The sequence below is a fragment of the Enhydrobacter sp. genome, assembly GCF_030246845.1.
Lineage (GTDB): Bacteria > Pseudomonadota > Alphaproteobacteria > Reyranellales > Reyranellaceae > Reyranella.
In genome coordinates this window covers 123,077-144,847 of record NZ_CP126889.1, presented here as the reverse complement: position 1 = coordinate 144,847, position 21,771 = coordinate 123,077, and the positions used below count along the sequence as shown (strand labels likewise).

General features: G+C 69.7%; 23 protein-coding genes. 15 read left to right on the top strand and 8 right to left on the bottom strand.

What is annotated here, in order from left to right:
• Window positions 1-111: 111 nt before the first annotated feature.
• Window positions 112-774: a hypothetical protein gene (locus tag OJF58_RS00805; RefSeq protein WP_300781147.1), complete on the top strand. Its 663-nt coding sequence runs from the start codon at window positions 112-114 to the stop codon at window positions 772-774.
• A 51-nt stretch (window positions 775-825) separates the two neighbouring features.
• On the opposite strand, the gene OJF58_RS00800 is transcribed toward OJF58_RS00805, so the two are convergent.
• Window positions 826-1,125, bottom strand: a complete 300-nt coding sequence (locus OJF58_RS00800) for a hypothetical protein (RefSeq protein WP_300781146.1) — start codon at window positions 1,123-1,125, stop codon at window positions 826-828.
• A 290-nt stretch (window positions 1,126-1,415) separates the two neighbouring features.
• On the opposite strand from OJF58_RS00800, the gene OJF58_RS00795 reads away from it, so the two are divergent.
• The 7 genes from OJF58_RS00795 to OJF58_RS00765 all read left to right on the top strand — a co-directional run bounded on the left by OJF58_RS00795 (window position 1,416) and on the right by OJF58_RS00765 (window position 8,327).
• Window positions 1,416-2,111 carry a RibD family protein gene (locus OJF58_RS00795; RefSeq protein WP_300781145.1) on the top strand — a complete coding sequence of 232 codons (696 nt, stop codon included), beginning with the start codon at window positions 1,416-1,418 and terminating at the stop codon, window positions 2,109-2,111.
• 95 nt (window positions 2,112-2,206) lie between these two features.
• A complete protein-coding gene (locus OJF58_RS00790) occupies window positions 2,207-2,569 on the top strand; it encodes a DUF2255 family protein (protein WP_300781144.1) in 363 nt (120 codons plus the stop codon).
• A 113-nt stretch (window positions 2,570-2,682) separates the two neighbouring features.
• Window positions 2,683-3,882: an arabinose transporter gene (locus OJF58_RS00785; RefSeq protein ID WP_300781143.1), complete on the top strand. Its 1,200-nt coding sequence runs from the start codon at window positions 2,683-2,685 to the stop codon at window positions 3,880-3,882.
• Window positions 3,883-4,010: 128 nt separating this feature from the next.
• A complete protein-coding gene (locus OJF58_RS00780; RefSeq protein WP_300781142.1) occupies window positions 4,011-4,457 on the top strand; it encodes a (2Fe-2S)-binding protein in 447 nt (148 codons plus the stop codon).
• A gap of 9 nt (window positions 4,458-4,466) precedes the next feature.
• Complete coding sequence (locus OJF58_RS00775; protein ID WP_300781141.1) at window positions 4,467-6,644, top strand: xanthine dehydrogenase family protein molybdopterin-binding subunit; 2,178 nt, start codon at window positions 4,467-4,469, stop codon at window positions 6,642-6,644.
• Between the two features lie 135 nt (window positions 6,645-6,779).
• Window positions 6,780-7,547: an SDR family oxidoreductase gene (locus OJF58_RS00770; protein ID WP_300781140.1), complete on the top strand. Its 768-nt coding sequence runs from the start codon at window positions 6,780-6,782 to the stop codon at window positions 7,545-7,547.
• A 12-nt stretch (window positions 7,548-7,559) separates the two neighbouring features.
• Entirely contained in the window at window positions 7,560-8,327 is a 768-nt protein-coding gene (locus tag OJF58_RS00765; protein WP_366526804.1) for a carboxymuconolactone decarboxylase family protein, read from the top strand.
• An 81-nt stretch (window positions 8,328-8,408) separates the two neighbouring features.
• Here OJF58_RS00765 and OJF58_RS00760 read toward each other — a convergent pair whose 3' ends face one another.
• Entirely contained in the window at window positions 8,409-9,302 is an 894-nt protein-coding gene (locus OJF58_RS00760) for a LysR family transcriptional regulator (RefSeq protein WP_300781139.1), read from the bottom strand.
• A gap of 138 nt (window positions 9,303-9,440) precedes the next feature.
• On the opposite strand from OJF58_RS00760, the gene OJF58_RS00755 reads away from it, so the two are divergent.
• From OJF58_RS00755 to OJF58_RS27045, 4 genes are all read left to right on the top strand, one after another.
• A complete protein-coding gene (locus tag OJF58_RS00755) occupies window positions 9,441-9,827 on the top strand; it encodes a cupin domain-containing protein (protein ID WP_300781138.1) in 387 nt (128 codons plus the stop codon).
• A gap of 131 nt (window positions 9,828-9,958) precedes the next feature.
• Window positions 9,959-11,230: an NAD(P)/FAD-dependent oxidoreductase gene (locus tag OJF58_RS00750; protein ID WP_300781137.1), complete on the top strand. Its 1,272-nt coding sequence runs from the start codon at window positions 9,959-9,961 to the stop codon at window positions 11,228-11,230.
• A gap of 107 nt (window positions 11,231-11,337) precedes the next feature.
• Window positions 11,338-11,628, top strand: a complete 291-nt coding sequence (locus tag OJF58_RS00745) for a nucleotidyltransferase family protein (RefSeq protein WP_300781136.1) — start codon at window positions 11,338-11,340, stop codon at window positions 11,626-11,628.
• Window positions 11,567-11,884, top strand: a complete 318-nt coding sequence (locus tag OJF58_RS27045) for a HepT-like ribonuclease domain-containing protein (protein ID WP_366526834.1) — start codon at window positions 11,567-11,569, stop codon at window positions 11,882-11,884. Before OJF58_RS00745 ends, OJF58_RS27045 begins: the two co-directional genes overlap by 62 nt.
• A 395-nt stretch (window positions 11,885-12,279) precedes the next feature.
• Here the strand turns inward: OJF58_RS27045 and OJF58_RS00735 are convergent, their stop codons facing one another.
• From OJF58_RS00735 to OJF58_RS00725, 3 genes are all read right to left on the bottom strand, one after another.
• Entirely contained in the window at window positions 12,280-13,857 is a 1,578-nt protein-coding gene (locus OJF58_RS00735; protein ID WP_300781134.1) for an autotransporter outer membrane beta-barrel domain-containing protein, read from the bottom strand.
• Window positions 13,858-14,069: 212 nt separating this feature from the next.
• Complete coding sequence (locus OJF58_RS00730) at window positions 14,070-15,443, bottom strand: IS1380 family transposase (RefSeq protein ID WP_300778536.1); 1,374 nt, start codon at window positions 15,441-15,443, stop codon at window positions 14,070-14,072.
• A 95-nt stretch (window positions 15,444-15,538) separates the two neighbouring features.
• A complete protein-coding gene (locus OJF58_RS00725; protein ID WP_300781133.1) occupies window positions 15,539-17,062 on the bottom strand; it encodes an autotransporter-associated beta strand repeat-containing protein in 1,524 nt (507 codons plus the stop codon).
• A 306-nt stretch (window positions 17,063-17,368) separates the two neighbouring features.
• On the opposite strand from OJF58_RS00725, the gene OJF58_RS00720 reads away from it, so the two are divergent.
• Complete coding sequence (locus tag OJF58_RS00720) at window positions 17,369-18,016, top strand: DedA family protein (RefSeq protein ID WP_300781132.1); 648 nt, start codon at window positions 17,369-17,371, stop codon at window positions 18,014-18,016.
• A gap of 238 nt (window positions 18,017-18,254) precedes the next feature.
• Here OJF58_RS00720 and OJF58_RS00715 read toward each other — a convergent pair whose 3' ends face one another.
• Both OJF58_RS00715 and OJF58_RS00710 read right to left on the bottom strand, forming a co-directional pair.
• Window positions 18,255-19,628, bottom strand: a complete 1,374-nt coding sequence (locus tag OJF58_RS00715) for an IS1380 family transposase (RefSeq protein ID WP_300778536.1) — start codon at window positions 19,626-19,628, stop codon at window positions 18,255-18,257.
• A gap of 307 nt (window positions 19,629-19,935) precedes the next feature.
• Window positions 19,936-20,274, bottom strand: a complete 339-nt coding sequence (locus tag OJF58_RS00710) for a hypothetical protein (RefSeq protein WP_300781131.1) — start codon at window positions 20,272-20,274, stop codon at window positions 19,936-19,938.
• Window positions 20,275-20,426: 152 nt separating this feature from the next.
• On the opposite strand from OJF58_RS00710, the gene OJF58_RS00705 reads away from it, so the two are divergent.
• Window positions 20,427-20,759 carry a hypothetical protein gene (locus OJF58_RS00705; protein WP_300781130.1) on the top strand — a complete coding sequence of 111 codons (333 nt, stop codon included), beginning with the start codon at window positions 20,427-20,429 and terminating at the stop codon, window positions 20,757-20,759.
• Here OJF58_RS00705 and OJF58_RS00700 read toward each other — a convergent pair.
• Window positions 20,744-21,211, bottom strand: coding sequence for a CBS domain-containing protein (locus OJF58_RS00700; RefSeq protein ID WP_300781129.1), 468 nt, complete (start codon window positions 21,209-21,211; stop codon window positions 20,744-20,746). The genes OJF58_RS00705 and OJF58_RS00700 overlap by 16 nt on opposite strands.
• Before the next feature lie 154 nt (window positions 21,212-21,365).
• Between OJF58_RS00700 and OJF58_RS00695 the strand changes: the two genes are divergently transcribed.
• On the top strand, window positions 21,366-21,710 hold the full coding sequence (locus OJF58_RS00695; protein WP_300781128.1) for a hypothetical protein: 345 nt from the start codon (window positions 21,366-21,368) through the stop codon (window positions 21,708-21,710).
• The last annotated feature ends 61 nt before the right edge of the window (window positions 21,711-21,771 follow it).

Genomic DNA, 21,771 nt, shown 5'->3' with positions numbered 1-21,771 from the left:
TCGTTGATTGCCCACGGGTTCCGCTATCGACCGTTCCGGGTGCAGTTCGATCGTGCCGACAAGTCGTTCTCGCGAGGCAGTTCCCTGTCGTTCGCAGAAAGGAGAACCAACATGTCGGTCACCCATCATGGACATTTCGACAGCGCGAAGGCGGCGTCCGGCGCTTCGGCGTCGGAAGCCGTCGCCGGCATCGTCGCCATCGTGCTCACGATCCTGGGCCTGGCGCATGTCTCGCCCACCTTCCTCATGGCCGTCGCCACCATCGCCGTCGGCGTCGCCATGATCTTCCGCGGCGGCATGGTCGCCACAGAATATGCCAGCCTGGTCGCCGAACCGGGCGAGACGCGTCCGGCCGCCGCCGATCTCGGCGGCAGCGCGGCGTGGTCGCTCGAGCTGCTGGTCGGCGCGGCCGGCATCGTGCTGGGCATCCTGGCCCTGCTGCAGGTTTCGTCGATGGACCTGATCGCGATCGCCGTCATCGCCTTCGGCGGCGCGCTGGTGCTGGGCAGCGGCTCGGCGGCCCAGCTCAACCTCATGCGGCTGACCATGGTCGGCCTGGGCGAGGAGGCGCAGCGGATGGCGGCCGGCATCCTGTCGGGTTCGGTCGCGATCCAGGCGGTGGCCGGCCTGACGGCGGTTGTGCTGGGCATCCTGGCGCTGGCGGGCATGGGCTCCGCGGCGCTGATCCTGATCGCGCTGCTGACGCTCGGCTCGTTCATCCTCGTGAACGGCTCGGCGCTCACCGGCGCCATGCTGATGACCTTCCGGCAGTGAAGGCGATCGGGCGTCGCGATCCGCAAGGGCCGCGACGCCCGGCGAAGAAGGCTATCGCTGCGGCAGCGTGAAGCCGCTGGTGCGGAGCTTGCGTTCCAGCACGGCGATGCCGACGGCGGTGCGGCCCTGGTTGCAGGCGTCGATCGCCGTCCGCGTCTCGAGGTCGGGCTTGTTGTCGCCGTCGATGGCGCAGGAGACGAGGTAGCGCTGCGCCTGGTCCGACAGCGCCGCGCAGTAGGCGGCGTCGCTTCCTTCCGCCGACGCCGCGGCCGGCAAGAGGGCGGGAAGCAGGAGCAGAAGGAAAAGACGGGACTTGCGCATGGCGGCGGCCGCATCGCTGATGCCGCCCATCATCCCATCCTGTGCGCCTGCGTTCGAGACCTTCCCGGGCGGGCGCCGATCACTCCCGAGTGATCGGCCTGCGACGATTCCCCTGTCACCCGAGCGATTACCGTGTCGTCCCGAGCGCAGCGAGCGAGGGATCTTTCAGCGACGCCCAACTAAAGATCCCTCGCGTCGCTCGGGATGACACTGAACTGCTTGCGGGGCGGCTGGCCGGACTCGCCGCCCCTCGCCACGCCCGGGATGACATCGGCCCGCCGTCGGGCGATCCTCGGCGGGCAACGTCGCGAGGGAGAGCCATGAAGCCGCACGTGATCTGCCACATGGTCTCGAGCGTGGACGGCCGCATCCTGAACAGCCGCTGGCGGCCCAAGGGCGCCAACGCGGGCAACCTGTTCGAGCGCCTGCACGACCAGCTCGAGGGCGACGCCTGGCTGGTCGGCCGCATGACCGGCCGCGAGTTCGCGCGCAAGGAGGCCTATCCGGCGCAGGCCGCCGGGCCCTTTCCCCGCAAGCCCTGGATCGCGCGGCGCGGCGCCGACGCCTGGGGCATCGTGCTCGACGCCCACGGCAAGATCGCCTGGGGACGCGCCGATATCGGCGGCGACCCGATCGTCGTCGTGCTGACCGAGCAGGTGCCGGACGCCCATCTCGCCGGGCTGCACGGCGACGGCGTGTCCTATATTTTTGCCGGCCGACAGGAGGTCGATCTCGCCCTGGCGCTCGAGATCCTGAACAGCGAGCTCGGCATCGAGCGCCTGCTGCTGGAAGGCGGCGGCAGTGCGAACGGCGCCTTCCTGCGCGCGGGCCTCGTTGACGAGATCAGCCTCGCCATCGTGCCGGCCGTCGACGGCGCCCGCGGCGCGCCCAGCGTGTTCGATTCGGGCGACGCCGAGGCCGGCGTGCCGGCGCCGCTCGCCGCGATGACGCTGCAGAGCTGCGAGGTGCTGGAGGGCGGCGCCGTCTGGCTGCGCTACGAGCTCGCCAACGAATAGAGTCGAGGGAGCGCGCCACCGACAAGGAGCAGAGCTGGCGCGCCAGACACTGGTTTCGGAAGCTGCGTGCAAATGTTGGTCGGGAGGACGGGACCATGGCCAGTTTCGACACGGACACCCTCAGTGCGCTGCGCGACCGGCAGGAGATCGCGATCCGGACGGGCCGGCATCCGGCGAACCCGGTGACGATCTGGGTCACGGTGGCCGACGGCGAGGTCTTCGTGCGCTCGGTGCGTGGCGACAAGGGCCGCTGGTATCGCGACCTCGCGGCAGGCGGACCGGCGACGCTGGATGTCGACGGCCGGCAGGTGGCGGTGCAGGCGGTTCCCGCCACCGACGCCGCGGCGATCGAGCGCGCGAGCCGCGAATATCTGCGCAAGTACCGGACCAGCCCCTATGCCGAGTCGATGGTGCGCGCCGACGTGCTCGCCACCACGCTGCGGCTCGAGCCGCGCTGAGCGGCCGCAAAAGGGGGCATGTCGGCCTGTCGCATTCATGAACCCCTCTCACAAGCCCTTGCGCCACTCGTCGTCTAATCGGAGGCCGCGGCCGCGTCCATAACAGGGCGGTCATGGACCAAGGCATTTCGCTGGGCCGCACGGTGGAGGCATCCCGTTCGCTCGCGGTGCTGCTGCCGATCATGGGCGTGGTCTTCGCAGCCTTCCTCGTCATCGGCTGCGCCATGCCAGTGCTGCCGCTTCATGTGCACGACAGGCTGGGCCTCGGCACGTTCGTGGTCGGCCTCGTCGCCGGCGGTCAGTTCGCGGCGGCGCTGATCTCGCGGCCGTGGGCGGGTCACTATGCCGACAGTCGCGGCACCAAGCCCACCGTGGTCGCGGGCCTGCTGGCCGCGGCAGTCTCGGGGCTGTTCTATCTCCTGTCGCTGCGCCTTGCCGGCCTGCCGGCGCTCTCGGCGACGATCCTGCTTCTTGGCCGGCTGCTGCTGGGCGGGGCGGAGAGCTTCGTGATCACCGGCGCGGTGAGCTGGGGACTGGCCATCGCCGGTCCGCAGGACACCGGCCGGGTCATCGCCTGGATCGGCGCGGCGATGTTCGCGGCCTTTGCTCTCGGCGCGCCGGTCGGCGCCGCCTTCTATTCGGCCTACGGCTTCGGGACGATCGCGCTCGCGACCACGTTGGCGCCGCTGGCCACCCTGCTGCTCGTCGCCCCGCTGGCGCCGGTCGTCCCGTTGCCGCAGGCGCGGGCCGGCTTCATGCGGGTGCTCGGCAGCGTATGGTTGCCCGGTCTCGGCTCGGCGCTGAGCACGGTCGGCTTTGGGGCGATCACGGCCTTCGTCACGCTGCTGTTCGCGAGCCGCGGATGGCGCGACGGATGGCTGCCCTATACGACCTTCGCCGCAGTCTTCATCCTCGCGCGCCTCGCCTTCGGCCATCTGCCGGACAGGATGGGCGGCGCCAGGGTGGCACTGGTCTGCGTGCCGATCGAGGCCGCCGGCCAGGCGCTGATCTGGCTCGCACCTTCTCCGGCGCTCGCGCTGCTCGGGGCTGGTCTCACGGGCTTCGGCTATTCGCTCGTCTATCCCGGCTTCGGCGTGGAAGCGGTGCTTCGCGTCCCGGCGGAGAGCCGAGGCCTCGCCATGGGCGCCTATACCGTCTTTCTCGACATCGCGCTGGGCGCAGGCAGCCCGATCCTGGGATTGGTCGCGGGCGGCGCCGGCCTGCCGGCGGTGTTCCTCGCCGGCGCGCTGGCGGCGCTCTGCTCGATGCCGATCGCCCTGTGGTTCACGCGACCACGGGAGCGCGCGCGATGAAAGGATCGGGGGAACCGCCCGGGGCCGCGCGTCATTTATCGGTCCTGCTCATAAGTCCATGCGGATTATGGCGGCTAGTCCCTGTGGCGTCCCGCTACGAACTAAGGGGCCGGAAGGAGTTCCGTCCCATGCAACTGACCATCAACGGAAAGACCCGCCAGATCGAGGCCGAGGCGGGGACACCGCTCCTGTGGGTGATCCGCGACGAACTCGGCATGACCGGGACGAAGTACGGTTGCGGCGCCGCCCAGTGCGGTGCCTGCACGGTGCTGGTCGACGGCCAGCCCACGCGCTCGTGCGTCACCACGGTCGAGACTGTCGCCGATCAGCCGGTTACGACCATCGAAGCGATCACCGACGATCCCGTGGGCCGTCGTGTCGTCGCGGCCTGGGTGGCGCATCAGGTCCCGCAATGCGGCTACTGCCAGTCGGGCCAGGTGATGGCGGCGACCGCCCTCCTGAAGCAGAACCCCGGGCCCGGTGACGAGGATATCGCGAGCGCCATGGTCAATCTCTGCCGCTGCGGCACCTACAACGCCATCGCCGCCGCCGTGCGGCAGGCCGCGCGGGGCTGAGGAGGAAGCATGAACGCCGTCCCGTTCGATTTCTCCCGCCGCGGCTTCCTCGCCGCCTCGTCGGCCGCATTCGTCCTCGCCGTGACGTTGCCGGCGCGCGCCCGAGATGCCGACGTCGAACCCGGCACGCGACTGCGCGCCTTTCTGAAGATCGACGCCGACGGCAGCGTGGTGCTGCAGAGCCCGTTCGCCGAAGGTGGCCAAGGCGTCTACACCGCGCTGGCGCAGATCGTCGGCGAGGAGCTGGATGTCGATCCCGCGCGCTTTGCCGTCGAGTGCGCGCCGCCCGGGCCCGATTACCTGGTGCTGAACGGCCGGCGGTTCACGGGCGGCAGCCGCGCCGTGCGTTCGAGCTACGAGACGATGCGCCGGCTGGGCGCCACCGCGCGGCAGATGCTCCTGCAGGCGGCCGCCACGCGCCTCGGCGTCCAGGCGGCGAGCCTGTCGACCGAGCCCGGCCGAGTCCGGCACGCGGCGTCGGGCCGCGAGATCGAGTACGGTGCGCTCGCGGCGGAAGCCGCGGTCCTGCCGGTGCCCGAGCGCGTGCCGCTGCGCGCCGACAAGGATTTCCGCTGGATCGGCAAGCCTGTCGCGCGGCTCGACGGGCGCGACAAGTCCACGGGCAGGGCCATCTATGCCATCGACGCCAAAGTCGACGGCATGCTGCAGGCCGCCGTCCGGCACGCGCCGCGGCTGGGCGGCGAGCCCGGTGCCTTTGCCAACGAGCCGGAGGTGAGGGCGATGCCGGGCGTGCATTCCATCCATCGACTGCCGGGCGCCGTGGCGGTGCTGGCCGATCGCTGGTGGCGTGCGCACCGTGCCGTCGAGACGTTGAAGGTGACGTGGACCGGGCCGGCCGCCGGCACGCGCAACGCCATGCCGGCCGACTTCTCCTCCGAGGCGCTGCGCGCTGCGTTCGCCGCCGCGCCGGGTCCCGGTGTCGCCGCCGAGACGCAGGGCGACGTTGGTGCGGCGCTGCGAGGTGCGGCGAAAACCGTCGAGGCGACCTATGACGCGCCGTTCCTGGCGCACGGCCAGCTCGAGCCGCCGTCGGCGTTGGCGCGCTTCAACAGCGACGGCACGCTCGAGCTCTGGCTGCCCAACCAGGCGCCGGAGATGTTCCAGCAAGCGGCGGCCAAGGTGGCGGGCATCGCGCCCGGGAAAGTGACGATCCACTCGCTGATCCTGGGCGGCTTCTTCGGCCGCCACTTTCTCTATGAGACCGCGAATCTATTCCCGCAGGCCATCCTGCTCGCCAAGGCGGTCGGCCGGCCGGTCAAGCTGATCTGGAGCCGCGAGGAGGAGTTCCTGCGCGATGCGCTCCGCCCAATGGGCCTGGCGCGCTTCCGCGGCGGGCTCGATGCCGAGGGCCTGCCGGTTGCCCTGCAGGCCGAGGCCGTGGGCGAAGGACCGTCCGGCCGCTGGTTCGGCCGCAAGGCCGATGTCGCCGATCCGTCGGCGGTCGAAGGCATCGCCGGCAAGCCCTACGCCATCGCCAACAGGCGCGTTGCCCATGTGCCGGCGCCGAACCCAGCGATCATCGGCTTCTGGCGCTCGGTCGGGCATTCGATGAACGACTTCTTCTACGAGACGTTCTTCGATGAGATGGCCGATGCCGGCAAGCAGGATCCCTATGCGCTCCGCCTTCGCCTGCTGGCGGACAAGCCGCGGCACAAGGCGCTGCTCGAGGCGGTGGGCGAGCTCTCGGGCGGCTGGAAGCGCGGACCCTTCACCGCCGCCGACGGCACAAGGCGCGCCCGCGGTGTCGCCATGGCCTCGCCGTTCGGCAGCGAGGTCGCGACCATCGCCGAGGTGTCGGTGAAGTCCGGCGAAGTGGTCGTGCACGACATCTGGGTCGCCATCGACCCCGGCCGCATCGTCAATCCGGCGATCGTCGAGGCCCAGGTCAATTCGGCCGTGGCGCTGGGTCTCTCCTCGGCGCTGCTGGAGGAGGTGGTCTACGAGAACGGCGTGCCCCGGGCGCGCAACTTCGACGGCTATCCCATCCTGCCGCCGGACCGGATGGCACGCGTGCATGTCCGTATCGTCGAGAGCGGCGCTCCCATGGGCGGCATCGGCGAGCCGCCCTTGCCCGCCGTTCCGCCGGCCGTGGTCAACGCCGTCGCCGCGCTGACCGGCAAGCGGGTCCGCAGCCTGCCTTTGTCCAAGACCTCGTTCGGGGCCTAGCCGGCATGAAGCCGTGGTCTCCTCTGCGCCCCGCCGCCGATTCGGGGGCGATTCGTTCTCGTTCGGTTGGACTGTCGCGCCATCGGCTGGCGCGAGTCGCCGATCCCATCGCCCGCATCGTCAAACGAGGAGCAAATGAACCCGATCTATGACTTCAAAGGCCAGGTGGCCCTGGTCACAGGCGCTGCGAAAGGCATGGGGCTGGCGACCGCGCGCATGTTCGCCGAAAGCGGCGCCTCCGTCGTGCTGGCCGACCTCGACGGCGATCTCGCCGCGAAGGAGGCCGGGCGGATCGTCGCCGAGGGCGGCGCCGCGATCGGCACGGGCTGCGATGTCGCCGACGAGGCACAGGTGGCCGCGATGGTCGACCGCGCGGTCGCAGAGTACGGCCGGCTCGACATGGCCTTCAACAACGCCGGCGTGCAGGTGCCGCCGAGCGACGCCGCCGACGAGCCGGCCGAGGCGTTCGACCGCGTCAACGCGATCAACCTGCGCGGCGTGTGGGCCTGCATGAAGCACGAGCTGCGGCAGATGCGCAGCCGGGGCAGCGGCGCCATCGTCAACTGCTCCTCGATCGGCGGCCTGATCGGCCTGCCGGAGCGCGCCGCCTACCATGCGAGCAAGCACGGGGTGATCGGGCTCACCAGGAGCGCCGCCCTCGAATACGCGCCGCGCGGCGTGCGCATCAATGCGGTGTGTCCTGGCACGATCGACACGCCGATGGTCGCGGACATGCTGAAGAGCCAGAAGGAGGCGATGGACGAGATCATGAAGCAGCAGGTGATCGGGCGGCTGGGCCGGGCCGACGAGATCGCCGCCGCGGTCCTCTGGCTGTGCAGCCCGGGCGCGAGCTTCGTGATCGGTCACGCCCTCGCCGTCGATGGCGGCTTCACGGCGCACTGAACAGGAGGTCGAATGAAAGTTCTCGCGACGGCGATCGCGTCGCTCTCCCTCGTTGTTTCCCTGGCAGTCCACGCGGAGCAGAAACCCATGCCGATGCCTGACGATGTCCGGAAGGTCGCGCCGGCCCTTGAGAAATACACGCAAGACCGGCTGCTGGGCGAGGTGTGGAAGAGACCCGGCCTCTCGGCCCGGGATCGCAGCATCGTCACGCTGGCGGCGCTGATCGCGCGCAACCAGACGATCGAGATGCCGTACTATCTCGACCGCGCGCTCGACGAGGGCGTCGAGCCGCGCGAGATTTCCGAGATCGTCACCCATCTCGCCTTCTATTCCGGCTGGTCGAACGCGATGGCGGCGGCCGCGGTCGCGAAGGATGTCTTCGCCCGCCGTGGCATCGGTCCCGACCAGCTCCCGCAGGCGTCGCCGCCACTTCTGCCGCTCGACGAGGCGGCCGAGGCGCAGCGCGCGGAACGCGTCGGGCAACAGTTCGGCCGGACGGCGCCGGGCGTCGTGCAGTACACGACCGAGATCCTGTTCCGCGACCTGTGGCTGCGGCCGGATCTCGCGCCGCGCGACCGCAGCCTGGTCACGGTCAGCGCCCTGATCGCCGCAGGCCAGGTCGCGCAGATTCCCTATCATCTCGGCCGGGCGATGGACAACGGACTGTCGCAGGCGCAGGCGGCCGAGGTCCTCGCGCATCTCGCCTTCTATGTCGGCTGGCCCAACGTCTTCTCCGCGCTGCCGGTCGCGAAGGACGTGTTCGAGAAGCGGGCGCACTGAATGCCGGCGCCCGTCCTCGTCGATGAAACAGGATGATTGCGCTACAGGAGTGGCGCGCTCCCTCGAGGGCGCTTCGACGAGTCACCCCCGGTGACGCAAGGCGTCGACCAGCAGGGCGAAGGCGGCGGAGGACTGACGGCGGCTCGGATAATAGAGGTGGTAGCCGGCGAAGGGCGGGCACCAGTCCCCGAGCACGCGCTTCAGCCGCCCGGCGGCGAGATGAGGCTCGGCCAGGTCTTCCGGGATGTAGGCGAGGCCGAGGCCGGCGAGCGCGGCGTTCAGCATCTGCATGGCGCCGCTGCAGACGAGCTGGCCGTCGACGCGCACCCGCAGCTCGTGGTCGCCTTTCTCGAACTCCCAGGCATAGAGCCCACCATGGGTGGGCAGGCGCAGGTTGATGCAATTGTGGGCGACGAGGTCCTGCGGCTTCTCCGGGATCGGCCGCGTCTCGAAGTAGGACGGCGAGCCCACGACCGCCATGCGCATATGGGGACCGATGCGCACGGCGATCATGTCCTTCGCCACCTGCTCGCCATGCCGCACGCCCGCGTCGTAGCGCTCGGCGACGATGTCGGTCAGGCCGTAGTCGATGACGATCTCGACCTTGATGTCGGGGTACTCGTGCAGGAGCCTGGCCAGCCTGGGCAGGAGGAGCCTGTCCGCCGCATAGTCGGTGGCGGTGATGCGGAAGGTGCCGGCGGGCTTCTCGCGCAGCTCGCTCAAGGCTTCGAGCTCGGCCTCGATCTCGTCGAAACGCGGGCCGAGCTTTTGCAGCAGGCGGTCGCCCGCTTCGGTCGGCGAGACACTGCGCGTGGTGCGGGTGAGCAGGCGGACGCCGAGCCGCGCCTCGAGCGCGCGGACGGTATGGCTGAGCGCCGACTGGGAAACGCCGAGCTTCGCGGCGGCCCGCGTGAAGCTGCGCTCGCGCGCCACGGCCAGGAAGGCGAGCAGGTCGTTCAGGTTGCCGCGCGGCATTTATGGGTTCTCGTCATGAGTGCATGCGGATTATGGCGTCTGTTCCCGGACGCCGCGCATCCTAAATCATCGCGAGCAACACTGCGGCGTCAGCCGTGTCGACCGGGCCGCGCCGACCGGCAAGGAAGGAGAGCGACGATGGAGATCAAGCGCAACGGCGCGCAGCCGTCCAGCAGGGGGCCGGCCGACTATTTCACCGGCACGGTCCGCGTCGACCCGCTGTTCCAGGTGGGCGAGCCGGCGCGCCTCGGCGGGGCAAGCGTCACCTTCGAGCCCGGCGCGCGCAGCGCCTGGCACACCCATCCGATGGGCCAGACCCTGATCGTCATGGCGGGCTGCGGCTGGGTGCAGTGCCGGGGCGGCCCGGTGGAGGAGATCCGGCCGGGCGACGTGATCTGGACCGCGCCGGGCGAGAAGCACTGCCACGGCGCCAAGGCGACCACCAGCAGGACCCACATCGCGATCCAGGAGGCGTTGAACGGCAAGGCCGTCGACTGGCTGGAAAAGGTCGACGACGCGCCGTAACCCGACCCTAGGCGTGGAGTCGATGGCGCGCGCCGAGGTGCTGGCGATCCACGCTGTGGCTCGCGCCGCGCTGGGCGGCGGCCGCGACGGCGGCGCGGAACCGTATCTGGGGGTGCACGTTCACCTTCGACATGTCCGCCGAGCCGATCCCTTTCCCGTCCGCCGATCGCACGCCGGCGCCGGTCGACGGCGCGCGGCATGTCGTGATCGTGGGGGCGGGGTTCGGCGGCCTCGCCTGCGCGCGCCGGCTGGCGAAGAGCGACCGGCGGGTCACGGTGATCGACCGGCGCAACTATCATCTCTTCCAGCCGCTGCTCTACCAGGTGGCGACGGCGGCGCTGTCGCCGGCCGACATCGCCATCCCCGTCCGCCGCATCCTGTGGCGCGCGCGCAACGTCGATCTCGTGATGGCGAGCGTGCAGGGCGTCGACCTGGCGCGCCGCCGCGTCGCGCTCGCCGAGGGCGGCTACGTTCCGTTCGACGTCCTCGTGCTGGCGACCGGCGCGCGCTACAATTATTTCGGCCATCCCGAATGGGCCCGGCATGCGCTCAGCCTCAAGGGCATCGGCGATGCGCGTCGGATTCGCACCAAGCTGCTCGCGGCCTTCGAGGAGGCCGAGATCTGTCCCGATCCGGCGCGGCGCGAGGCGCTGCTCACGACCGTGATCGTGGGCGGTGGCCCCACCGGCGTCGAGATGGCGGGCTCGGTGGCCGAGCTCGCGCGCTACACGCTGCCGCGCGAGTTCCGCCGCATCGATCCCGCCCGCGCCCGCATCGTGCTGGTCGAGGCCGGGCCCCGGCTGCTCGCCGCCTTTCCCGAGCGTCTGTCGGCCTACGCCAGGACGGAGCTCGAGCGGCTGGGCGTCGAGGTGCGGCTCGACACCAAGGTCGAGGCGGTGGAGGCGGGCCGCGTGCGCGCCGGCGGGCAGGAGATGGGCGCCGGCGCGATCGTCTGGGCGGCCGGCGTGGAAGGCGCCGACGGCCCGGGCTGGCTCGGCGCCGCCACCGGCCGGCACGGCCGCCTCAAGGTCGACGTCGACCTTTCCGTGCCGGGCCACGACGGCATCTATGCGCTGGGCGACGTCGCCGTCGGCGACGACAACCTGCCCGCGCTGGCACAGGTGGCGCAGCAGCAGGGGGCATATCTCGGCCGCTGGCTGGCCAGGGCCGACCGGCCGGGCGTACCGTTCCGCTTCCGCGACCGCGGCGACACGGCGATCGTCGGTCGCAACGCCGCCGTCTACGCCTGGGGCCGATGGACGATGAAGGGCCGGCTCGCCTGGATCTTCTGGGCGCTGGTGCACATCGTGCTGCTGATCGACTTCGAGAAGCGCACGCTGGTCAGTGTGCAGTGGCTCTGGCGCTACCTCACCTATTCGCGCGGCGTGCGGCTGATCGATTGAGGGCTGCCACGATCTTTGTGACACAGTCGGCTTCGTGCACGGGGCCCGATGGATCATCTGGATGCACGACGAAAGCCATGCAATAAGGATATTGGGAATTCGATGCCATGAAGCGCAGCGACGTGCTTAATCGCTTGGCCGACGTGAAGCCCGAGCTGGACAGGTTGGGAATCAAGTCCCTCTCCGTTTTCGGCTCGGTTGCGCGCGACCGGGCACGACCGGGCAGCGATGTCGACCTGCTGGTCGAGTTCCACCGTGCGCCCGATCTGATCGAGTTCGCCGGCGTCAAGTTGCGGCTCGAGGAGCTTCTCGACTGTCGTGTCGACCTGGTCACGCATGGAGGAATGCATCCCAGATTGCGCCGCCGAATTCTCAAAGAGGCGATTCGTGCCGCCTAGGGCTTGGCGGCTATGGCTCGAGGATATCGAACAGTCGATCGCACGTATCGCGACGTATATCGAAGGCCTCGATTTCGCGGCCTTTTGCGCCGATCAGAAGACCGTGGATGCCGTTGTGCACAATCTCCACATTCTCGTCCACGGCTATTTCACGGTGGACCTTGAGATCGTTTGGCTCACGGCAAAGCATCGCGTGCCCGAGCTGCACCAGATTTTGAAGCGTCCCGCAAAATCCTCTCGGCGATCCGGAAAGTGAGGCAACCTTCAAGGCGTCGATCGCACTTGAAAAGTGGGCAACCGGACGTGGCGCGGCGTGCGGCTGATCGATTGAGCCGACACGGCAGCGCGCTCTTCATCGGAGCGCGTCACCAAGAAGCAGACCTCACCCTGAGGAGCATCGCGCAGCGATGCGTCTCGAAGGGTGGGCACGAGCACCGTCTCCGTCGCCCGTCCTTCGCGCGCTCCTCAGGATGAGGTGGTGCCGGATAAGCGTTCGGAGGAGCGTGCCACTGACAACAAGAGCAGACGCCCAGTGTCGTGTCATCCCGAGCATAGCGAGGGATGCTTGATCGGCGTCAGCCAAAGATCCCTCGCTGCGCTCGGGATGACACAGCCTTGCCAAAAGCACTTGCAGTCTTCTCCATCGCGCGCTCACCACACGATGCTGAGGCCGGCGGTGAGGGCGTGGTTGTCGGCGCCGCCGCCCAGCTCGCCATCGTAGCCGAGATAGAGGGAGATGGATTGCGACACGGCGAGGCTGGCGGAGAGGCCGACGAGGGCGCTGTCGCGCGGCGGCGCGGCGCCCAGCACCGTGAAGGCGCCGGTCGGCGCGCCGGCGAAGGCGGCGGTGACGGGACGGCCGGTGTCGGCGTATTCGTGCATCCAGCCCAGCCGCAGCCGGAGCGCGAGCGGCGCGCGCGCGCCGACCTCGATCGCGCCGGCGAGGTCGACGCCCAGCGTGCCGCGCACCGAGGTGGTGGTCTGCGGCGCGACGGCGAGGTCGAACAGACTGGCGCCGCTCTCGGTGAAGCCCGCCTGGCTGACGCTCGCCACCTGCAGGCGGGCGAACGGCGTCAGCGTCGCCTGGGCCGGCGCATAGACGCCGAAGCCGTAGCCCGTCTCGAGCTGGCCGAGGAACTGGTCGGCGCCGGTGCGGCCGGTGGCGGCCTGCGGGGCGAGGCCGGGGATCGACACCGGCCGCGTCAGGCGGTTGTCGGCATGGGCGTAGCCCGCCAGTGCGTCGGCATGGAAGCGGCCCTCGGTGTAAGAGCCGTAGAGCGCGGCGCTGAAGGTGTCGGAAGTGCCGTTGCCCTGGAAGCCGCCGGTCCATTGCGTGCCGTGCGCGTAGCCGGCGGCGAGGCCGACCAGGAAGCGCGGGTCGAGGCGGTAGTCGAGGCCGACGGCGGTGCCGCCGAAATTGTAGGTGAGGCCGGAGGCGTTGCCGTCGCCCGGCACGCTGCCGGCGCCGCCGAGGCCGCTGATCCAGGCGCGCAGCGGCGCGGGCGCGGGCGCGTCGGCGCCGGCATCCCAGGCGGCGACGCACGGCTCGGCCAGCGCCACGCTGCCGCCGCCGGTGGCCACCGGGCCGCGGCCGGAGGCGAGCCGCTGGCCGACGGCGTTCATGAAGAGCTGGCCCGCGCGCACGTTGGCGGTGCCGAACCCGGCATAGGCCTCGGGGCTCAGCGCCTGCAGGGCGGCCGGCGCCTGCTGCGGATCGAGGTTGGCGACGGCGGTGACGAGGCCTCCCGGATCGCCGCCGCCGGCGATCGCATCCAGCGCCCCGCCGACCGCTCGCTGGTTGGTCGTCTGGCCGGCCGCGGAGAAGGCGCCGGGCGGCAGCAGCAGCGAGAGGTAGAGGTTGTTGGCATCGTAGCTGAGGGTCGGGGTCAGCAAGCCGACACTGCCGGTCAGGCTGCCGAAGTTGGCGATGCCGCCGGCCGGCGCCGAGACGATCGTATAGCGCGTGTTCGGGGCATAGGTGCCGGGTTGCGCGACGACCTGGAGGACGCCGGCTGTCAGATTCGCCGTGTGGCCGGCGCCGACGATGGTGATGCGGTCGCTGGCGCCGCTGGGGTTGATCTCGAACTCGAAAGCGCCGCGATTGACCGTGAGGTTGCCGTTGATCGTGAGGTTGCCGATCGAGTTGCCCGGCGCGATCTCGCCGCCGTTCTGGGTGATGTTGCCGGTGACGTTGCCGACGCCGCTCAGGATGCCGCCGTTCAGCAGCACGTTGCCGCTCAGACTGCCGTTGACGGCGAGGCCGCCCTCCTAGCCCGGATTTCTCAAACCATCATCTCTGACGTCATGATCGGCGGGCAGTCGAAGATGGTGGCCCGCGTGGATGCGGCGAAGAGGGAGCGGGCGTGAACGCGGGCGAGCGGCAACACGCCGCGGGCTGCGACGCTATCTGGGCGAATGTGGCCTATGCGCTGTCTGGGTCGTCAGCGGGCGGCGGCAGCGAGTGAGATCCAGGCCTGCTTGAAGGAGCGCTGGTTGGGCCAGGCCGAGGCCATGGCGAGCCTGATGCGTCGCACGCTGATGGTGATCAGCGCCCCGATCTTGAGCAGCGCCAGGCGGATCGAGCCGCAGCTCGCCTGGGCGAAGCGGGTGTGCCTGAGCCCGATGCGGCGCAAGGCGCAGAGCAGCACATAAGCCATCGAGGCAAACCACAGGCGCAGCTGGTTGGCGCACATGGTGGCGGCCGAGGTACGGTCGGCGAACAGCTCGCCCTGGCACTCCTTGAGGCGGTTCTCCATGTCGCCGCGCGCGCAGTACAGCTTCTCGTAGATCGCCCGGGCCTTGCCGCCCTTCAGCGAGGTCACCACGAAGCGCGGGTTGGCCTCGCCGTGCGTCCATTCCGCCTTGGCGATGACCCGTCGCCTGCTGCTCCAGCTGTCGCGCGTCGACCACAGGAAGTCCTTGAAGCGGCGGGCCGGCCGACCGGTCCGCCGGCTTTCGGCCTGGGCGGCCGCCAACTCGGCCTCGATCTCGCCCGCCAGCCGAACGTTGCGCGCCAGGCCGAAGAGGTAGTCCACCCCGTTGGCCTCGCACCAGGCCATCAGCGACTCGCGAGCGAAGCCCGAATCGGCCCGCAGCAGGATTTGCACCCGTGGCCAGTGTCGGCGGAGCTGCGCCACGATCCGCGCCACCTCCTCCGCCGCCCCCGCCGAGGCATCGATGTTGGAGCGTCGCAGCTTGGCCGCCAGCAGATGACGGCCGCAGAAGATGTAGAGCGGCAGGTAGCAATAGCCGTCGTAGTAGCCGTGGAAAAACCGCCCCTCCTGCTCACCGTGCAGCGGATCGTCGGTGGCGTCCAGGTCGAGCACGATCTGCGACGGCGCCCGCTTGTGCGCCTCCACAAACACCGCCACGAACAGCCGCTCGATCGCCGCCGGGTCGTGGTCGATCTTGTGGTACAGCGAGCGCCCAGGCCCGCTCAGTTCCAGCCGGTTCAGCGTGCTCTTGCCGGCCACCGGCGCGCAGTCCCGGCGGCGCGCCGTGAGCTTGCCCGCCAGCACCGCAAACAGCCGATCGTGGCGCAGATGGTCGTGGTCGTTGAGGTCCTCGTAGCCCAGCGCCAGCCCGTACACCCGCTGCCCCACCAGCGTCCGCACCGCGTGCTCGACCAGCGACGGGTCTCGAAAGTCCCTAAAGCAGCCGGCTAACCGATCGATCAGTCCGAGCGCCCGATCCGTCGCTCCCAGCAACAGCCCGCCGGCGTCCGGTGTGATCGACCCGCCGTCGAACGACGCAACCACCGCCCGCCTTTCAACAGGTGCAAATCCAAACAAATCCGCAATACACTCTGTCGGCATCGGAGCGGCTTCCTTTCTCGGATAAAGTCGTTGTCGCAAAACAACTTTCTCAGAGTCAGCCCTCCGATGCACCTCTCTCCTTTGAGATATCCGGGCTAGAGCGTCGTGAGGCCGGCGCCGACGGTGCCGGTGAGATTGAGCTTGCCCTTGCCGCGCTTGGTGAATGTGGTGAGGGGGCCGCCGCTCGTGATGTTGCCGCCATAGGTGCCGTCGAAATCCTGCCGAAAGACCAGCGCGCCGTCGTTGAGGATGTTGCCCTGCAGGCTCCGCGTCGTGCCGTACAAGGTGCCGGCCCTGACGGTTGTCCCGCCGGTATAGGTGTTGGTCCCGTCGAGGACCAACGTGCCGGTGCCGGCCTTGGTGAAGCTGCCGCTACCGGTGATGTTGCCGCCATAGGTCTCGACGCTGGCAATGTCGAAGACGACGGCTCCGGGGGCTGGAGACTGCGATGGCCATCCCAGGACGATATTGCCGCGCAGGCTCGACGTGTTGCCCTGCAGGACGCCACTGTTGACTGTAACGCCGCCTGAATAGGCGTTCTTTCCGGTGAGAATGGTCGTGCCCGCCCCGTTCTTCACCAGCGACCAGCTCCCGCCGCTGCCGGTCACGCCGGTCTGGTCGGCAATTGTGTCGGCTACCGTCTGGCTCTGTCCGGCGCCGGGAGCGAACGTGAGGGAGCCGTTGCCGTGAAGAAAGATGCCTGATCCGATACCCCGGCCGGCGGTCTCGGCGTTCGACCCGGCGCCGCCGGCGACCTTGTTGTTCGAGATGGTGAGGTTGCCCCCCAAAGTCAGGATGCCGCCTTCCTGAACAAAGATCGCGCCACCCAGACCGGCGCCTCCTCCACCGACGCTCGTGCCACCGTTGCCGCCGCCGAAACCGCCACTTGCCGGCGGAGATTTGCCGCCGCCGCCAGCGCCGCTGCCGCCGCCGCCGCCGCCAAACCCGCCAGCGCCTCCGCTTCGCTCGCCGCCGCCGCCACCGCCGCCGAAGCCGCCAGCCGTGCCCGCTCCGGCAAAGCTGCCGCCGTTGCCGCCGCCACCAGCGCCGCCCTGGCCCGCCGTGCCGCTTTTTGCTGCGGTTCCATCGCCGAACATGCCGCCGCCGCCACCGCCGACGAAATTGCCGCCGGCGACTGACGTGCCGGCGCCGTTGCCGCCCTGCGCCGTATCGTTTTGCAGGCTGACGTTGTTCAGCGTCACTTGCGCGTCGCGGGCAACGTAAAGCGCTCCGCCCAGTCCCGCGCCGCCGCCGCCGCCACCACCCAGTTGGCCACCGGTTCCGCCATTGCCGCCCTGGGGCCGGGCGTTGGCGATGGTGAGGTTGCTGATGATCACGCTGCCCGATTGCACTATCAGGCCGCGATACTGGTTGTTGCCGGAGAGCGTGAAGTTGCCGCCGTCGATGACGAGATGGCGCTGCACCTGCGGCAGGTTGGAGCTCAAGGTGATGTTCGCGGTGAAGGTGATGGTGTCGCCGTTCGCGGCGCTGGCGATGGCGCTGCGAAGCTGTGCGTCGCTGGCGACGTTGAAATTGGCAGCGCGGGCCGGAAGCGCCGCCGCGAGAGCGCCGGCCGCAACGAGCGCTGCCGGTATCAGGCGCAAGGCCGACGTCGACAAGGAGGTTTCCGTGAGCAAACTCGTGTGCATGCGCCTGACCATTCGGGGACCTCGGCTTGCTGGCACGAACTCGCCTCCCGATCGGCCGGGAGAAGGTCGCGCCACGATATTATCACCACGACTGCATATACAAATCTACAGGCCGAGATGTTGGAATTCTGTGTTTTCCCGCGCGCGCGCCGACCCGTCCGGCGGAGCCGGCTCGCGGGCGCGCGGCGCCCGTGGCGCAATCTTCGCTTGCCTCGGCGCCGTTTGGGCGGCACTGGAGTGGCGCGCGCACTCTCGGGCGCGCTGTTATCCTCTGACATGCATCGGCTGATCGCGCTCGAATTCCCCCACCTCCTGCAGCTCTACGGCTGCTGGATCGTGGCGGCCGTGGTCGCGCTCGAGGGCATGGGCCTGCCGCTGCCCGGCGAGGCGACCCTGGTGGGGGCGGCGATCTATGCCGGCTCGACCGGCCAGCTCGGCATCGGCCCCGTCATCCTGGCCGCCTTTCTCGGCGCGGTGGTGGGTGACAACACGGGCTTCTGGATCGGCCGCGGCATCGGCCTCAGGCTGGCGCTGCGCTACGGCCGGCGCATCCATTTCACCGAACGGCGGATCAAGCTCGGGCAGTACCTGTTCTGGCGGCACGGCGCCAAGGTGGTGTTCTTCGCCCGCTTCGTGGTGCTGCTGCGCGCCATCGGCGCCTTTCTCGCCGGCATGAACCGCATGCCGTGGCGGCGCTTCCTGGTGTTCAACATGGGCGGCGGCGCCGCCTGGGCGACCTTCTACGGCCTCGCCGCCTATGCCGCGGGCAACGAGTTCGAGCGCCTGTCCGGCCCGATCGGCGCCGTCACCACCGTGCTGGCCGCCGCGGTCCTGGTGGCCGGCCTCTTGTTCCTGCGCCGTCACGAGCAGAGCCTGGCCGACGAGGCCGAGCGCCGGCTGCCGGGCCCCATCCAGCCGGGATGACAGGCGACCGGCGGCGGCTCGCTGTCGCGCGGCGACCTCGCGCAACGATCATCGCCTGCGCGACGTTAGCCCGGATTTCTCAAACCATCATCTCTGACGTCATGATCGGCGGGCAGTCGAAGATGGTGGCCCGCGTGGATGCGGCGAAGAGGGAGCGGGCGTGAACGCGGGCGAGCGGCAACACGCCGCGGGCTGCGACGCTATCTGGGCGAATGTGGCCTATGCGCTGTCTGGGTCGTCAGCGGGCGGCGGCAGCGAGTGAGATCCAGGCCTGCTTGAAGGAGCGCTGGTTGGGCCAGGCCGAGGCCATGGCGAGCCTGATGCGTCGCACGCTGATGGTGATCAGCGCCCCGATCTTGAGCAGCGCCAGGCGGATCGAGCCGCAGCTCGCCTGGGCGAAGCGGGTGTGCCTGAGCCCGATGCGGCGCAAGGCGCAGAGCAGCACATAAGCCATCGAGGCAAACCACAGGCGCAGCTGGTTGGCGCACATGGTGGCGGCCGAGGTACGGTCGGCGAACAGCTCGCCCTGGCACTCCTTGAGGCGGTTCTCCATGTCGCCGCGCGCGCAGTACAGCTTCTCGTAGATCGCCCGGGCCTTGCCGCCCTTCAGCGAGGTCACCACGAAGCGCGGGTTGGCCTCGCCGTGCGTCCATTCCGCCTTGGCGATGACCCGTCGCCTGCTGCTCCAGCTGTCGCGCGTCGACCACAGGAAGTCCTTGAAGCGGCGGGCCGGCCGACCGGTCCGCCGGCTTTCGGCCTGGGCGGCCGCCAACTCGGCCTCGATCTCGCCCGCCAGCCGAACGTTGCGCGCCAGGCCGAAGAGGTAGTCCACCCCGTTGGCCTCGCACCAGGCCATCAGCGACTCGCGAGCGAAGCCCGAATCGGCCCGCAGCAGGATTTGCACCCGTGGCCAGTGTCGGCGGAGCTGCGCCACGATCCGCGCCACCTCCTCCGCCGCCCCCGCCGAGGCATCGATGTTGGAGCGTCGCAGCTTGGCCGCCAGCAGATGACGGCCGCAGAAGATGTAGAGCGGCAGGTAGCAATAGCCGTCGTAGTAGCCGTGGAAAAACCGCCCCTCCTGCTCACCGTGCAGCGGATCGTCGGTGGCGTCCAGGTCGAGCACGATCTGCGACGGCGCCCGCTTGTGCGCCTCCACAAACACCGCCACGAACAGCCGCTCGATCGCCGCCGGGTCGTGGTCGATCTTGTGGTACAGCGAGCGCCCAGGCCCGCTCAGTTCCAGCCGGTTCAGCGTGCTCTTGCCGGCCACCGGCGCGCAGTCCCGGCGGCGCGCCGTGAGCTTGCCCGCCAGCACCGCAAACAGCCGATCGTGGCGCAGATGGTCGTGGTCGTTGAGGTCCTCGTAGCCCAGCGCCAGCCCGTACACCCGCTGCCCCACCAGCGTCCGCACCGCGTGCTCGACCAGCGACGGGTCTCGAAAGTCCCTAAAGCAGCCGGCTAACCGATCGATCAGTCCGAGCGCCCGATCCGTCGCTCCCAGCAACAGCCCGCCGGCGTCCGGTGTGATCGACCCGCCGTCGAACGACGCAACCACCGCCCGCCTTTCAACAGGTGCAAATCCAAACAAATCCGCAATACACTCTGTCGGCATCGGAGCGGCTTCCTTTCTCGGATAAAGTCGTTGTCGCAAAACAACTTTCTCAGAGTCAGCCCTCCGATGCACCTCTCTCCTTTGAGATATCCGGGTTAGCGGACCCAGACGAAGCAAGACGGTGGAGCAGATCGAGACGCAGGGCCTGCCCACGATCCGGACACGCTCCCTCACCGGGCATCACCTCGAGCAGGGCAAGCCCGTCGCGAGCCGCGCCGGCGCCGCTGCGGATTGAGGGCCGGGACGACAGAGAGCCCGCCTGCCCGGGAAGGGCAGGCGGGCTGTTCTGTGTCGGCCGGCTTCCGCGTCAGCGGTTGTGGAGGCTGCTGCAGGCGCTGAGATCGACGTGCGCGGCGGTGGCGGCGTTCAGGCAGTCGGCGGCGGTGCGGTAGTGACGGGCGTCGAAGCCGCTCGCGCCCGTGGAGCCCATGTTCATGCCGCCCGAGTGCATGCCCGACTGCGCCATGTTGCCCGAGCCCATGGTGCCCGAGCCGGTGTTCATGCCGTGGTTCATCGGCTGGGCGGTCCGGGGCATGGTGGTCTGGGGCGTCGGCGTCGTCGTGGTGCTGGTTTGCGCCGAGGCGAGCATCGGCAGCGCGGCGAGGCCGGCGGAAAGCGCAGTGATCGCGAAGAGTCTGGAGAACATGGGCCGCTCCTGTCTTTTTCGGGGAGGACCTCAACGCAACGTCCGGCTGCGGCGGCGGTTCCGCCGGCGCGCGGGCTTTCATCTAGATTAATGAGGGAAGCGGGCGGACGTGGTCCAATGCCGGATATCGGCCAACCTGCGAGGACCCCTCCATGACCCCGGAAGAACATGACGCCCTGCTCCAGTCGCTGGCGACGCTGCAGCGGCAGATCGGCGCCAAGGCGCGCGAGTTCGAGACCCGCGGCGAATTCGCCGAGCTGCGCGACGCCTTCGTCGCCGACCTCAAGGCGCGCCAGGCGGCGATCATCCGCCGCATCGACGCGGCGCTGACGCAGGGCCTCTCCTGGAAGCTGATCAGGACCGAGTTCGAGCGCGACTTCGACGGCATCTTCGGCGAGCTGCTGCGCTGGGAGAAGCGCCTCGACGCCGCGACGATGGCGCGCAATTCGGTGGCACGCAATTCGGCCGGTCAGTCCTCGGTGTAGCGGCCGCCGAGCGGCATCGGCCCGCCGCCGCGGTCGGGCTCCGACGGCTCGGAGATCGCGCGCAGCGTGCCTTCGACGTTGGGCGACTGGCAGGTGACGAGATCGCCCAGGCTCACCATGCCGACCAGCCGCCGGCCGCGATCGACCACCGGCAGGCGCCGCACCTGCAGGCGGCCCATCCTGTCCTCGGCCGCGTCGACCGGCGTGTCGTCGTAGCACCAGCACACATCGTCGCTCATCACGTCGCATACCCGCGTCGCATGGGGCGAATCGCCCGCCGCCGTCGAGCGCACCGTGATATCGCGGTCGGTGACGATGCCGACCAGCCGCTCGCCGCTGCATACCGGCAGCGCTCCCACGTTCAGCCGATCCATCGTGCGCGCCGCGCCGCAGACGCTGGCGTAGGGCGAGACGGTCGTGATGCCCCGGGTCATGACGTCGCTCACTTGCATGGCGTCCTCCTGGTTCCCTCTCGACAGAAGGTGAACAACCCGGCGAGGGGGCCGGTTGCATCCGCGCGGGCCGGTGTGCGGGTCGGGCGGATCGCCCGAATGTGACACCGTGGGCGTTGGCAAGGCCGGCAGGGCAGGGCATCTTGGCCGACGCATGAAGCGCCTGCGTCTCCTGGCCGGACTCCTCGGTTGCCTCGCCGTCGTGGCGGCGGGGCTGCCGACGGTGGCTTATGCCTGGATGCCGTCCGGCTCGCCTGCAAGCCATGCGCACACGACGGTCAGCGCTCTCTGCAGCCAGCATTGTCCGGAGTGCGAAGGCATGCCGTGCCCGCCGACGGCGGCCGGTTGCGTGGTCGCCTGCATCGGCACGATGCCGTCGCTGGTCGCGGCGGTCGCAGCCTTGCCGCTTCACGCCGGCCGCGGCGAGATCTGGCCGGTCCGCCTGGCCACCTTGCGCGGTCTCTCGCCGCCGCCCGACCCGTCTCCGCCCCGATCCTGAGCTCCTGACAAACGAAGGTCGCGTGCCCGCCCGTCCGTGCGGCTGCGCCCGTGCGTGCGTT

Excerpts from the sequence above, each read along its gene's own strand:
- OJF58_RS00745 (WP_300781136.1), top strand. The coding sequence starts at position 11,338 with ATGAAGCGCAGCGACGTGCTTAATCGCTTGGCCGACGTGAAGCCCGAG.
- OJF58_RS00755 (WP_300781138.1), top strand. The coding sequence starts at position 9,441 with ATGGAGATCAAGCGCAACGGCGCGCAGCCGTCCAGCAGGGGGCCGGCC.
- OJF58_RS00750 (WP_300781137.1), top strand. The coding sequence starts at position 9,959 with ATGTCCGCCGAGCCGATCCCTTTCCCGTCCGCCGATCGCACGCCGGCG.
- OJF58_RS00770 (WP_300781140.1), top strand. The coding sequence starts at position 6,780 with ATGAACCCGATCTATGACTTCAAAGGCCAGGTGGCCCTGGTCACAGGC.
- OJF58_RS27045 (WP_366526834.1), top strand. The coding sequence starts at position 11,567 with ATGGAGGAATGCATCCCAGATTGCGCCGCCGAATTCTCAAAGAGGCGA.
- OJF58_RS00775 (WP_300781141.1), top strand. The coding sequence starts at position 4,467 with ATGAACGCCGTCCCGTTCGATTTCTCCCGCCGCGGCTTCCTCGCCGCC.
- OJF58_RS00760 (WP_300781139.1), bottom strand. The coding sequence starts at position 9,302 with ATGCCGCGCGGCAACCTGAACGACCTGCTCGCCTTCCTGGCCGTGGCG.
- OJF58_RS00710 (WP_300781131.1), bottom strand. The coding sequence starts at position 20,274 with ATGTTCTCCAGACTCTTCGCGATCACTGCGCTTTCCGCCGGCCTCGCC.
- OJF58_RS00790 (WP_300781144.1), top strand. The coding sequence starts at position 2,207 with ATGGCCAGTTTCGACACGGACACCCTCAGTGCGCTGCGCGACCGGCAG.
- OJF58_RS00785 (WP_300781143.1), top strand. The coding sequence starts at position 2,683 with ATGGACCAAGGCATTTCGCTGGGCCGCACGGTGGAGGCATCCCGTTCG.
- OJF58_RS00730 (WP_300778536.1), bottom strand. The coding sequence starts at position 15,443 with ATGCCGACAGAGTGTATTGCGGATTTGTTTGGATTTGCACCTGTTGAA.
- OJF58_RS00805 (WP_300781147.1), top strand. The coding sequence starts at position 112 with ATGTCGGTCACCCATCATGGACATTTCGACAGCGCGAAGGCGGCGTCC.
- OJF58_RS00700 (WP_300781129.1), bottom strand. The coding sequence starts at position 21,211 with ATGCAAGTGAGCGACGTCATGACCCGGGGCATCACGACCGTCTCGCCC.
- OJF58_RS00720 (WP_300781132.1), top strand. The coding sequence starts at position 17,369 with ATGCATCGGCTGATCGCGCTCGAATTCCCCCACCTCCTGCAGCTCTAC.
- OJF58_RS00705 (WP_300781130.1), top strand. The coding sequence starts at position 20,427 with ATGACCCCGGAAGAACATGACGCCCTGCTCCAGTCGCTGGCGACGCTG.
- OJF58_RS00715 (WP_300778536.1), bottom strand. The coding sequence starts at position 19,628 with ATGCCGACAGAGTGTATTGCGGATTTGTTTGGATTTGCACCTGTTGAA.
- OJF58_RS00765 (WP_366526804.1), top strand. The coding sequence starts at position 7,560 with ATGAAAGTTCTCGCGACGGCGATCGCGTCGCTCTCCCTCGTTGTTTCC.
- OJF58_RS00695 (WP_300781128.1), top strand. The coding sequence starts at position 21,366 with ATGAAGCGCCTGCGTCTCCTGGCCGGACTCCTCGGTTGCCTCGCCGTC.
- OJF58_RS00780 (WP_300781142.1), top strand. The coding sequence starts at position 4,011 with ATGCAACTGACCATCAACGGAAAGACCCGCCAGATCGAGGCCGAGGCG.
- OJF58_RS00795 (WP_300781145.1), top strand. The coding sequence starts at position 1,416 with ATGAAGCCGCACGTGATCTGCCACATGGTCTCGAGCGTGGACGGCCGC.
- OJF58_RS00800 (WP_300781146.1), bottom strand. The coding sequence starts at position 1,125 with ATGGGCGGCATCAGCGATGCGGCCGCCGCCATGCGCAAGTCCCGTCTT.